Below are 12,384 nucleotides of genomic sequence, written 5' to 3'. Positions count from 1 at the left end.
TTCTGTGGGTTCAGTTGTAGGTGATGTTGACGGTCACGGAACTGACCAGGGTGCCTTTGCCGGGTGTGCCGATCTTCCAGTAGGCGGCGCCCAGCGGCAGGACCGCCCGGTTGGCGCTGGTGGGAACGGTGCGGGCGCTGTCGGTGCCGTTGGCGCGGAGGGTGGCTTCGACGCCGTTGATGCGTGAGTACAGCCACATGCCGACACCGGGGGCGGTGCCGGTATTGGCGAAGCGATAGCTGTCACCACTGGCCTGGCTGCCGGAGAAGCGGAAGGTCACGCTGGAGGCATTGCTGCAGTTGGCGCTGATCTCGAAGTTGTACTTGCCCGCCGAGTTGCCGGTGAAGTTCGAGAGCTGGATCCTGTTCAGGGTGATGGTACGGTTGACGTCGCCGGCGGCCAGGTCGCAGGTGGGGTTTTGCGCGACGAACTGCACCGAATTGTTGAGCAGCAGCGTGGCGATCAGCCGTCCGTCCCAGTTGTTCTGCTGGAGGTTGCCGGCGGGGACCGTGCCCGTCGAAACGTTGCCGGTCTTGTAGAACTGCGCCTCCATCGAGTAGAGGGAGTGGTCGAAGCTGCTATACGTGAGCGTCGTCGTACTGCTGAAGAGGGGCGAGGTATAGGGAGTATTGTTGCCTATCAGCGAATGGATCCGTATGCCGACTCCCGGAACGTTGGTTTGATAGACACCGATGCCTCCTCCCAGGTTGACCCAGTCGGACGCCCTGTAGCGTCCCACCGTCTGCTGCAGGATCGAGCCCGTACAACGGCTGATGCCGCTAGGGTACGGCGTGCTCAATGGGACCCTGGCGATCAACCCTCCCACCGGCAGGTTGGCCGGGACGGTGATGGTGCCTGGAAAGGTCGCGGCGTTGCGACTGTTGGGGTAGTAGTCGCAGGCGGCCTGGGCCAGCGTGGGCAGGCACAGGCTGACGGCCAATACGGCGAGTGAGCTGATCGAAGCGTTCATTCTGAGTCTCGCGAAGTCGGGTTTTCCGGGCTGTCGATGGCTTGGCAGAAGCCGTCGATCTGACGCAGGGTCTGTGAGTCGTCGCGGATGTCCGGCGGGCCGAGGTCGTAGTCGATCCGGCAGTGGCTGGTGCTGTTCGCTCCCCACTTGACGGTGAGTTGGCCGCTATCTCGCGCAACCCGCACGAAGACCTTGCCGCCCTGGCCGACCACGCCGACATGGGCGTTTTCCTCATCGAACACATCGGCGCCGAACGGCAGTGCGGAGTGGTCGTCCCGCGCCGCATCGATCATGACCGCGCGGCCACTGTTGGTCTCGTACTTCATCACCACCACCGAGCCGGCGCGGGGCGCGACGTTGTGGGAAGCGGCCTTGAGTTCCACGTCGTGGGACATGTCCCGGGGATCGAGCTCGACCACGTTCTGGCGATAGGGGGTCAGATGCGCAACCACGGCGTAGCCCTGGGCGTCGACCTGGGTGTTGCTGCCGACCCACGCGCCTTTCGCGCCGGGGGCGTTGACCAGGCCGATGGTGTCGCCCAGCTCCGGGCTCAGGGTGACGCCGTCGGCGTGGGCCACCAGCCCACCGGACAGACTCAGCGACTGGGCGTGGAAGTCCTTGCCCTGGCTGTGGCTGGTGGACGCCAGGGCGTAGCGGCTGCGGTATTGCAGGTCGGCGTTGAAACTGCTGCCGATGCCGTTGTCGGCATGGCTGAGCGATGCGCCGTAGTTGTACTCGTTGCGCTCGCCCAGGGTGCCGCTCAGGCCGGCCCTGGCACTGTTCTGGCGGTCGCCGTGGATCAGCGTGCTCGACAGGTTGGGCGCGCGGTCGGAATGGCCCAGGGGCAGGTGGAAGGTGAAGTCGATCTGGTTGCTGCTGCGGTTGCTCAGCAGGTCGCGGCTGCGCTGGGCGCTGACGGTGTAGTTCATGCGCTGCCAGGCGCCGCTGTAGCCGGCGGTGAAGCTCAACTCGCCGCCCTTGCGGTTCCAGTAGTGCTGCGATGAACCGGTGAAGAACAGCGAGCCGCGCTCCAGGTTCTGGTTGAGGCTGATGTCCAGGCGCTCGCGCAGGCGACCGACGCGGTCCAGGTCGCCGCCCATGCGTGCCAGCTCGCGCAGTTGCGCGGTGTCGCGGGCTGTGAGGAAGCCGTCGGTGGAGTAGCGGAAGGCACCCAGGGCGAAGTCGGTGCCGGTGCTGGCGAAAATCTTGTTGTAGCGGGCCTGCAGGCTCTGTCCGCGGCGCTTGCCCAGGCCGGGGATTTCGGCCTGGGAGGTGGTCAGGTCGAGGGAGATCGCTCCCACCGGTGTGTTGAGCGCCGAGCCGAACAGCTGGGAGTGGTAGCCCTCGGAAGCGAGCGCGCCGGTGTAGCCGGTCAGCAGGTTGTTCAGGCCGTACTGGAACGTACCCTGGGCCAGCCAGGGCTGGCTGTCGATGCCCAGTTCGTCCATCTCGCCCAGGCTCAGGGAGTAGCGGCTGTAGCCGGGGCGCAGCAGGTTGATGTTGGAGGAGAACGGCACGATGAACTGGCGCTGCCGGCCGTCGGCCTCGGTGACGGTGACTTCCAGGTCGCCGCCGTAGCCGGTGGGGAACAGGTCGTTGAGCACGAACGGACCGGGCGCCACGGTGACTTCGTCCAGCAGGATGCCGCGCTGGCGCACGCTGACCCGTGCGTTGGTCTCGGCCACCCCGCGTATGATCGGCGCGTAGCCGGTGAGCGAGTCGGGCAGCATGCGGTCATCGGTGGACAGGGTGGCGCCGCGCATGCGGATGCCGTCGAACAGCTCGCCGCTGGTGTAGATCTCGCCGGCCATCAATTGTGATTGCAGCCCGGCCAGCTCCCGTTGCACGTAGGTGGCGCTGCTCTGGTACTTGCTGCCGGCCTGGTTGCTGCTGTAGGCGCCGTTGTGGCGCAGGTGCCAGCCTTCCAGGTTGAGGCCGGTGTGCAGGCCCAGGTAGCTGGAGAACGACGAGCGCCCCTGGTTGCTGTTGCGAAAGCCGCTGGCGCTGTAGCGGGCAAAGGCGGCGTTGACGCCCCGGTCCCAGTACTCCGGGCTGACGTAGCCACGAGCCGAGCGCGACAGGTAGAGCTGCGGTACCAGCACCTCCAGGCGGCTTTCACCGGCATCGAAACGGGTACTGGCCCCTGGTATGTAGGTGCCGATGGCACCGCAGTGCAGCTCTGCCGGCAGGGGCGGCGGCACGGGCTCGCCGGCTTCGGCGGCCTTGGCCGGCACTCGGTCGATGTCGATGCCCAGGCGCAGCAGCAGCGGGCGTTCCAGGCACAGTTGGGCACTGCTCTGGCCTTCGACGCTGGTGAAGGTCAGCTCCTGGCGGCCGAGCCAGTTGCCGTTCACCGTGACATCGGCCCGGTACTGTCCCGGCAGGACCACGTTGCCCTCGTTGAAGCGCGAAATGTCGATCTGGCCGCCCCCGGGAAAGAACGCCGGGTTGAATTCCACCCGCTCGACCTCGTCCGCCGCCAGTGCGCTGCCGCTGCCCAGCAGTAAAAGGCCATGAAGCACACGGGTCAGGCGACAGGGGCGGGTCCGTGGCCCGATGGGTTCGGGCGATCTCTTGGAGCTCATCGTCAGGGTTCCAAACTGTGTGGGTTGCCGAATTCGGGCAAGCCGTGCCCGGCCAGCGCGCGTTGTGGATCGCGGATGGGGCACGGATGTCTCGTGTTCTGGTGTCCTGGCCCTGCCAGGCGGGTATTCAGTCGGTCAGGGGCGGAGTCGGACCTTGTGCAGGTGCCGGGCCCCGTAGTCGTCGATGGTCTGGAATTCGACCTGCGCGTCGGTGGCCGGCGCGGCGGTCAGACTCGGCAGGGGAAAACGGTTGCTGGCGTGCGGGTTGACCATGTTGTCGTCGGCGCTCTCGCCGGTCGGCTTGGTGTGGCGCTGGCCCGCGGTGAGCAATTCGACCGAATCGAAACTCAGGTGGTAGGGGGTCGGGTTGGTCACCTCCAGGGCCTGGCCCCGTTCGTCCCTGGTCAGCGACCAGCGCAGCTTCCCGGCCGCCTGGGAAACTTCCAGAGGCAGATCCGTCGGTCGGAAGAACACCTTGATGCGGGTTCGAAAGGCCAGCTGCAACTGGCTCTCCTCTTCGTTGGCCTGCATCTTGGGCGGCACTTCCAGCATGTTCAGCCAGAACAGGCTCTCCTGGTTCTTCGGCAGCGGTTCGCCGGTATAGGACAGGCGCAGCACCTGCTGCCGGCCCGGCTCCATGCGAAAGATCGGCGGCGTGGCGAGAAAGGGCACGCGGGCCTGTTCCGGTGTCGCCTCTTCATCGCCACTGTCCAGCCAGACCTGGACCAGGGCCGGTTTCGAGTTCTTGTTCTCGAAGCGGATCGTCACTTCCTTCTGGTCCGCCGGGTACACCACCCGGGTGCCGGTGATGACCACGCTGGCCTGGGCGGTGAGGCTGCCCGTGAGCATCAGGGCGAGCAGGCCGAGCCGGGCCGACAGCCGGCCAGTGCCAGTTTTGCGCTGAAATCTGAGGATAGTCATGGGCGGTCCCTGGCTCTTTTTCAGGACGTGAGATCGGCGCTGTGGCTGATGCGTGCGCCGTGATCGCTGACAGCGGTGAATTCCACCTTCAAGGCGCCGGCGGGCAGCGTGCGCAGGGTCGGCAGTGCAAAGCGCTTGATGTCGCCGGCGGGCAGCAGCAGGCTGTCGTCGGCCTGCTGGTTGGGCGCCTTCGGGTAACGCCCGTTCCTGCCGACCAGTTCGACCGAGGCCAGAGAGACGTGATACGGCGTGGGGTTGAGTACTTCCAGGGCGTGTCCGCCGGCATGGGGCACCAGTTTCCAGCTCAGCCTGGGGGCGGCGGCGCCTTTCGGATAGGGCAGCCCCTGCGGCCTGAAATACACCCGCAGGCGCGAGCGGAACGACAGCTCCAGCAGGTTTCTCTCGCCGGCATTGATGGCGTTCGGCTGCACTTCCAGCACATTCAGCCAGAACAGGCTCTCGCGATCCCGCGGCAGGGGTTCGCCGGTGTAGCGCAGGCGCGGAGCCTGTTGCCGGCCGGGTTCGATCCGCATCACCGGCGGCAGGGCGGTGAACGGTGCCCGGGCGGTGGCCGGGGTGGCGAACTTGTCGCCGTTGTCCAGCCAGAGCTGGACCAGTGAGGGACGGTCTCCCTTGTTTTCCAGGCGCACCACCACTTCCTGCTGTTCGGCGGGGTAGATCACGCGGGCTCCGTGGATGACCACGGCGGCCTGCACAGTGGCGGCGGTCAGCGATGTCAGCAGCAGGGCGCAGAGGCACCTGCCCAGGCGAGCCATGTTGTTCATTGCGGCAACTCTCGGGAGGAGGAACGGACCCGCCTGACGGCTGCGGGTCCCCTGGCGGAGGTCAGTCGGCGTACTCGACCATGAAGCCGACACGTGTCGCGACCAGGCCCTCGCCGGCGGTGCCGGTGGCGTAGTACTGGGCGGCCAGCGGAATGACCGCCTGGTTGTCGGCGATCACCACACCCTCGGATTTTTCGGTGTAGACGTGGATTGGCGTGCCATTGCGCTGGGTCACCTCAACCTGCACGTTGCTGGCGGCGTCCGCGCCGTCATCGATGTTCAGGCGGCCGGTGTCGACGTCGATCGCCGGGCTGGTCGGGTCGAACGCGACCATCGCCGTACGGCCATTGGTGCAGGTGGTTTCGCCCGGGGCACCGACGCGGATGCTGAAGCCGGTGAGGTTGGCACGATCGCCGGCGTTGGCCAGGCGGGCTGCGGAGACACCCCCCAGGTCGACGTTCTTGACCACGGTACCACCGCCCGGTGCCTCACCCTCGATGGTGCAGGTGATGTCCCGTACCACCCCGTTGAAATTGATGATGCCGTCGTTGGCGGCCGAGGCCGGCAAGGCGATCAGGGCGGCGAGGGCCAGGGAGACGGCAGCGGAGACTTGAGAGATTTTCATGGCGTTACCTTGAGATGGTTTCAGTTGTTTTCCCGCCGGCAGACCATCAGGGAAGGGGATTGGCCTGCCTGAGGCGGGTCGCCACTGTCGCGCAAGGCAAACCTTTGGAACATCGAGATAACTCGAAACACAGCAGTTTCGATATTTCTCGAAATGCGCTTCCGATATCGGGTGCTATAAGCCTGAAAGTTCTGTAGGCATTCGCCATGGCTTTGGCTGTGGGCGCGTACTCTCTCTCAGGAGGACAATAAAGATGACAAGTGCACTCCCTGGTTCCTATACCGTCATGCTGCTGGACGATCACGAACTGATTCGGGTCGGTACGGTCCTGTGGTTGTCGAAAGAGCCCGATCTGGAAGTGATCGGTTCCTACTCCACCAGCAGGGAGCTGCTGGCGGCGCTGGCCATCCGTCAGCCCGATATCCTGGTCATCGACTTCATGCTCGGCCCCAGGGAGATCGACGGTATCAATCTGATCCGTACGCTGAGGGCGCGTTATCCCGATTGCCGGCCGCTGGTGCTGTCGGCCCACTACACACCGGCCACCGTCTCGTTGGCGCTACGGGCGGGCAGTTGGGGATTTTTCGGCAAGAGCGAGCGCCTGGTGGGGCTGGCGTCGGCGATCCGCACGGTGGCCCGCGGCAGGATCTACCTGCACCCGGTGATGGCAGCCGAGGTGGCGACGGTCTCGGAAACGGAGGTGCACAAGGTGGCGAGCGCGGCCGAGCCGGTCTGCACGGCAGGGCACGGCGAGGTGCTGTCGCCCAGGGAGCGCGAGGTGTTGCGCTGCTTTCTCGACGGCATGTCGGTCAATGGCATCGCCGCCAAGTTCTCGCGCAGCGCCAATACCATCAGCACGCAGAAGCAATCGGCCTATCGCAAGCTGGGGATCAAGAACGACAGCGAACTGTTCAAGTTGTCCAGTTCGCTGCACGGTTCACGGGCGATGGGCTTCTGAAGCCGGGTGACTCACTCGATGAAGGTGACGACGCCGCCGGCCAGTGACTTGACCCGGGCCAGCGATTCGACCCGGTAGCCCTGGGCGTCCAGTTCGGCGCGGCCGCCCTGGAACGATTTCTCGATGACGATGCCCAGGCCCGCCACGGTGGCACCGGCCTGCTTGATGATCGAGATCAGTGCCTGGGACGCCTTGCCGTTGGCCAGGAAGTCGTCGATGACCAATACCCGGTCGCTGCTGGTCAGGTGGCGCGGGGAGATCGCCACGGTGTTCTCCACCTGCTTGGTGAAGGAGTAGACGGTCGCCGACAGCAGGTTTTCGGTCAGGGTCAGGGACTGGTGCTTGCGTGCGAAGATCACCGGTACGCCCAGATTCAGGCCGGTCATCACCGCCGGGGCGATGCCCGAGGCTTCGATGGTGACGATCTTGGTGATGCCCGAGTCGGCGAACAGGCGGGCGAACTCGTCGCCGATCTGCTTCATCAGTAGCGGGTCGATCTGGTGGTTGAGGAAGGCGTCGACCTTCAGAACCTGATCGGAAAGCACGATGCCTTCTTCGCGAATTTTCTTATGCAGTGCTTCCACGTAACATCCTCGAATAGCGCCTTCTGGCGCTGAAAAATAATAGTGGTTGTCCCATCACCCGATCCACCTGTAGGAGCGTGGCTTGCCCGCGAAAGGGCCCTTGAGGAGAAAAGCTTCGCGGGCAAGCCCCGCTCCTGCAGGCAGGGTGGGGCGGGGGTAAAAGGGTCAATTCTAGCGCTTTAGCATCGCTCGTATATCCGCCAGTGCCGAGTTGCCGCGCACGGCTTTCACTTCGGTCGGCGTGTCGTCGTTGCCTTCCCAGGCCAGGTCATCCGGCGGCAACTCGTCGAGGAAGCGACTCGGCGCGCACTCGACCACCTCGCCGTACTGCTTGCGCTTGGCGGCGAAGGTGAAGGCCAGGGTCTGGCGCGCGCGGGTGATCCCCACGTAGGCCAGGCGCCGCTCTTCCTCGATGGTGTCGGCCTCGATGCTGGAACGGTGGGGGAGAATCTCCTCCTCCATGCCCATGATGAACACGTAGGGGAACTCCAGCCCCTTGGACGCGTGCAGGGTCATCATCTGCACGCCTTCGGCGCCTTCTTCCTCTTCCTGCTGGCGTTCGAGCATGTCGCGCAGGACCAGCTTGCCGATGGCGTCCTCGACGGTCATCTCGCCGTCTTCGTCTTTTTCCAGGGTGTTCTTCAGCGCCTCGATCAGGAACCAGACGTTGCTCATCCGGTAGTCGGCGGCCTTGTCGCTGGAGCTGTTGGTGCGCAGCCAGTTCTCGTAGTCGATGTCCATGACCATGCTGCGCAGCGCGGAAATCGGGTCTTCGCCGGCACACTGCTCGCGCACCCGGTCCATGAAACGCTTGAAGCGCGACAGGCGCTCGGTGAAGCGACTGTCCAGGTGCTCGCCGAGGCCGATCTCGTCGGTGGCGGCGTACATCGAGATCTTGCGCTCGGTGGCGTAGTTGCCGAGTTTTTCCAGGGTGGTCGAGCCGATCTCCCGACGCGGCACGTTGATCACCCGCAGGAAGGCGTTGTCGTCGTCGGGGTTCACGATCAGCCGGAAGTAGGCCATCAGGTCCTTCACTTCCTGTCGACCGAAGAAGCTGTTGCCGCCCGACAGCCGATAGGGAACCTGGTGGTGCTGCAGCTTGAGCTCGATCAGCTTGGCCTGGTAGTTGCCCCGGTAGAGGATGGCGAAGTCGCTGTAGGGGCGGTTGGTGCGCAGGTGCAGGGTGAGGATTTCCATGGCCACCCGCTCGGCCTCGGCGTCCTCGTTGCGGCAGCGGATCACGCGGATCTCGTCGCCGTGGCCCATCTCGCTCCACAACTGCTTCTCGAACTCGTGCGGGTTGTTCGAGATCAGCACGTTGGCGCAGCGCAGGATGCGGCTGGTGGAGCGGTAGTTCTGCTCCAGCATGACCACCTTCAGGGACGGGTAGTCTTCCTTGAGCAGCATCAGGTTTTCCGGGCGGGCGCCGCGCCAGGCGTAGATCGACTGGTCGTCGTCGCCCACCACGGTGAACTGGTTGCGTTTGCCGATCAGCATCTTCACCAGCAGGTACTGGCTGGCGTTGGTGTCCTGGTATTCGTCCACCAGCAGGTAACGCACGCGGTTCTGCCACTTTTCCAGGATGTCGGCGTTGTCCTCGAACAGCTTCACCGGCAGCAGGATCAGGTCGTCGAAGTCCACCGCGTTGAACGCCTTGAGCGTGCGCTGGTAGTGGGTGTAGACGATGGCGGCGGTCTGTTCCTTGGGGTTGCGCGCGTTTTCCAGGGCCTGGGCCGGCAGGATCAGGTCGTTCTTCCAGCCGCCGATCATGTTCTTGATCTCGTCGACGCCGTCGTCGCCCGAGTACTCCTTCTGCATGATGTCGGTCATCAGGGCCTTGACGTCGGTCTCGTCGAAGATCGAGAAACCCGGCTTGTAGCCCAGCCGCACGTGCTCCTTGCGGATGATGTTCAGGCCCAGGTTGTGGAACGTCGACACCGTCAGGCCGCGGCCCTCGCCCGGACGCAGCAGGGTGCCGACCCGCTCCTTCATCTCGCGCGCGGCCTTGTTGGTGAAGGTCATGGCGACGATGTACTGGGCCCGGATGCCGCAGTTCTGGATCAGGTGCGCGATCTTGCGGGTGATCACGCTGGTCTTGCCGGAGCCTGCACCGGCGAGCACCAAAAGCGGGCCGCCGACGTAGTTCACGGCTTCTTGCTGCCGGGGATTGAGTCGGGACATGACGGAGTAAGAGGTCTGTTACGAAAAAAGGGCGGGCATTTTAACAGGCTGGACGGATTCTGCCGCGACTCTCCGACATTGTGATGCAATAGGCGATCTAAATTTGCCGGTTTTGTTACTTTCCCGCAGGATGCGCAAGGAATTTCGGGCTATTGTTCAACCCTATGCGGTATAAGGTAGCGGCTGAGAACCATTCGCATTGTAATCGCTCCTCGGCGAGTCATGATGCCTTTCGCCAATGTTTTTGCAGAGTCTAGGGAGCTAGCTTGTCTACGCCTGTCGAACCCTTGCGTTTGCTGCTGCTGGCCGATGATCCGGCCTGGGCGGCGTTGTTGCGCGAGTGTCTCGCTCCGCTGGGGGGCACGGCCATGCTGGTCAGTGCGACTTCGTGGGAGTTGGTCCGCGGCCTCTTCGATAATGAGCGCGCGGCGGTCTTGCTGACCGTTCCTCGATTGCAGCCGGCGCCGGGGCGTTGCAGCCTGCCGACCGTGCTGCTGCTCGATGATGAACCCGAGGTCGCGCCGTTGGGCGTCAGCGACTGGCTGGTGCGCGACACCCTGGATACCGCGACCCTGCGTCGCTGCCTGCGCCACGTGTACGAACGTGGCGTGCTGGAAAACACCCTGCAACGCCTGGCCGAGCAGGACCCGCTGACCGGCATCGCCAACCGCCAGGGTTTCCAGACCCTGCTGACCGCGCGCCTGGCCGAGAACGACGGCTGCGGCCTGGCCCTCGGCCATCTCGATCTGGACAACTTCCGCCATGCCAACGATGCGCTGGGCCACCAGGCCGGTGACCGGCTGATCCTGCAAGTGGTCGCACGCCTCAAGAGCCAGTTGGAAGCCGGCGACCAGCTGGCGCGGCTGGGCAGCGACGAGTTCGCCCTGCTGATCGACACGCGCCGGGCGCCGCAGCGTGCCGAGTGGATGGCCGAGCGGATCGTCGAGGTCATGGCCGAACCCTATTGGGTCGACGGCGAAAGCCTGCTGATCGGCTGCAGCCTGGGCATCGCCCATGCCCGGGCCAAGGCCGGCGCCGACCCGCTGATGTGGCATGCGCACATCGCCATGCAACAGGCCAAGAGCACCCAGGGCTGCACCTTCAACATCTTCAACGAACGCATCAACCGCAATGCCCGCAGCCTCGCCGACCTGGAAAGCGAACTGCGCCGGGCGTTGCGCCGCGACGAGCTGGAACTGCACTACCAGCCGCGCCTGGACCTGGGCAGCGGCCGGATCGTCGGCCTCGAAGCCCTGGTGCGCTGGCGCCACGGCGAACGCGGGCTGTTGCCACCGAGCGAGTTCGTGCCGTTGGCCGAGCAGAGCGGGCTGATCGTGCCGCTGGGCTACTGGGTGATCTCCCGGGCCCTGCGGGACATGCAGGACCTGCGCGAGCGTGGCCTGGGGCCGTTGCACATGGCGGTCAACCTGTCGTTCCGGCAGTTCCAGGACAGCCAGTTGCTGCCGACCCTGAGCCGGCTGATTGCCGAGCGTGGGGTCGAGGCGCAGTGGCTGGAGTTCGAGTTGACCGAGACGGCGGTGATGCGCCGCAGCGATCTGGTCAAGCAGACCATGGATGCCCTGGGGCACTTGGGCGTGCGTTTTTCCCTGGATGATTTCGGCACCGGTTTCTCGTCGTTCGTGCACCTCAACAGCCTGCCGATCGCCCTGCTCAAGGTTGACAAGAGTTTCGTCGGCGGGATGGAGCAGCGTGAAGAGAACCGCAAGCTGGTCCACGCCATGATCAACCTGGCCCACAACCTCAACCTGGAGGTGGTGGCCGAGGGCGTCGAGACGCCGGAACAACTGGCCCTGTTGCACGGCTTTGGCTGCGATCAGGTGCAGGGTTATCTGATCAGCAAGCCGCTGCCGATGGAGGAACTGGCCCGGTACCTGAGCTCCTGCGCCAGCCAGCCGGCGATCCAGGCTGTCTGCTGAGCGCATGGATGCAACAATCTTGCTGTGGGGGCCGGTTTGCTGGCGATAGCGGTGTGTCAGCCAGCCAAGGTGGCGATCGATCGAGCGCAATCGCCAGCAAGCGGAGCGCCGCCCGGCCGTCTCCCACAAGAGCCTGCGCCTAAGGGGAGGCGTTCATGGCCGCTTGAGTCGATGCATGCTTCTCGCCTTTCCCCAGCATCCGCTTCATCCGCCATTCGAACGCCAGGGTCAGCCCGGTCGCCGCGCACGCCAGTCCCAACGCCAGCCCCCACCAGACCCCGGTCGGCCCCCAGCCAAGGTTGAACGCCAGCAGCCAGGCCGATGGTGCGCCGATCAGCCAGTAGCAACCCAACCCGACCAGGAAGGTGGTCTTGGCATCCTTGAGCCCACGAATCGCGCCCATCGCAATGGTCTGGGTGCCATCGAACAGCTCGAACCAGGCCGCCACCGCCAGCAGGCTGACCGCCAACTCGATCACCGGCCGGAACGCCGGGTCGTTGTGGTCCAGGAACAGCCCGATCAGTTGATTCGGCGCCAGCCAGAACAGCATGGCGAAGGCCAGCATGGTCGCCGCGCCGAAGGCGATCCCCACCCGTCCGGCGCGCCGCGCGTCCAGCAGTTGGCCGGCCCCGTAGTGCTGGCCGATGCGCAGGGTGATGGCATAGGAAATCCCTGCAGGAATCATGAACGCCACCGAAACGATCTGCAGGGCGATCTGGTGCGCGGCCAATTGCGTGCTGCCCATCGTGCCCATGCACAGGGCGGCGAAGGCGAACAGGCCGACTTCCACGGCATAGGTCCCGCCAATCGGCAGGCCCAGCCGCCACAGTTCGCGCAG

At 65.0% G+C, this 12,384-nt stretch carries 10 protein-coding genes; 2 read left to right on the top strand and 8 right to left on the bottom strand.

Annotated features, from left to right (window positions below):
- Positions 1 to 10: 10 nt before the first annotated feature.
- The 5 genes from K675_RS0101080 to K675_RS0101060 all read right to left on the bottom strand — a co-directional run bounded on the left by K675_RS0101080 (position 11) and on the right by K675_RS0101060 (position 5,886).
- Positions 11 to 970: a fimbrial protein gene (locus K675_RS0101080; protein WP_017901658.1), complete on the bottom strand. Its 960-nt coding sequence runs from the start codon at positions 968 to 970 to the stop codon at positions 11 to 13.
- The gene (locus tag K675_RS0101075) at positions 967 to 3,555 is read right to left on the bottom strand and encodes a fimbria/pilus outer membrane usher protein (protein ID WP_017901657.1); all 2,589 of its coding nucleotides are present in this window, start codon (positions 3,553 to 3,555) and stop codon (positions 967 to 969) included. The genes K675_RS0101080 and K675_RS0101075 overlap by 4 nt, the downstream gene beginning before the upstream one ends.
- Positions 3,556 to 3,690: 135 nt before the next feature.
- Positions 3,691 to 4,476, bottom strand: coding sequence for a fimbria/pilus periplasmic chaperone (locus K675_RS0101070; RefSeq protein WP_017901656.1), 786 nt, complete (start codon positions 4,474 to 4,476; stop codon positions 3,691 to 3,693).
- Positions 4,477 to 4,496: 20 nt separating this feature from the next.
- A complete protein-coding gene (locus tag K675_RS0101065; protein WP_017901655.1) occupies positions 4,497 to 5,261 on the bottom strand; it encodes a fimbria/pilus periplasmic chaperone in 765 nt (254 codons plus the stop codon).
- Between the two features lie 61 nt (positions 5,262 to 5,322).
- Entirely contained in the window at positions 5,323 to 5,886 is a 564-nt protein-coding gene (locus K675_RS0101060; protein WP_017901654.1) for a fimbrial protein, read from the bottom strand.
- A 286-nt stretch (positions 5,887 to 6,172) separates the two neighbouring features.
- Between K675_RS0101060 and K675_RS0101055 the strand changes: the two genes are divergently transcribed.
- Positions 6,173 to 6,844: a LuxR C-terminal-related transcriptional regulator gene (locus K675_RS0101055; protein WP_017901653.1), complete on the top strand. Its 672-nt coding sequence runs from the start codon at positions 6,173 to 6,175 to the stop codon at positions 6,842 to 6,844.
- Positions 6,845 to 6,855: 11 nt separating this feature from the next.
- Here K675_RS0101055 and K675_RS0101050 read toward each other — a convergent pair whose 3' ends face one another.
- Entirely contained in the window at positions 6,856 to 7,428 is a 573-nt protein-coding gene (locus K675_RS0101050; protein WP_017901652.1) for a xanthine phosphoribosyltransferase, read from the bottom strand.
- 171 nt (positions 7,429 to 7,599) lie between these two features.
- A complete protein-coding gene (gene rep / locus K675_RS0101045) occupies positions 7,600 to 9,609 on the bottom strand; it encodes a DNA helicase Rep (protein ID WP_026144807.1) in 2,010 nt (669 codons plus the stop codon).
- Between the two features lie 266 nt (positions 9,610 to 9,875).
- Between rep and K675_RS0101040 the strand changes: the two genes are divergently transcribed.
- A complete protein-coding gene (locus tag K675_RS0101040; protein ID WP_026144806.1) occupies positions 9,876 to 11,546 on the top strand; it encodes a putative bifunctional diguanylate cyclase/phosphodiesterase in 1,671 nt (556 codons plus the stop codon).
- A gap of 139 nt (positions 11,547 to 11,685) precedes the next feature.
- On the opposite strand, the gene K675_RS30260 is transcribed toward K675_RS0101040, so the two are convergent.
- On the bottom strand, positions 11,686 to 12,384 hold a 699-nt coding region (locus tag K675_RS30260), incomplete at its 5' end, for an MATE family efflux transporter (protein ID WP_017901649.1).

The organism is Pseudomonas fuscovaginae SE-1 (assembly GCF_000364705.1).
In the GTDB taxonomy this organism is placed as follows: Bacteria; Pseudomonadota; Gammaproteobacteria; order Pseudomonadales; family Pseudomonadaceae; genus Aquipseudomonas; species Aquipseudomonas fuscovaginae_A.
This window is presented reverse-complemented; position numbering and strand designations above follow the sequence as displayed.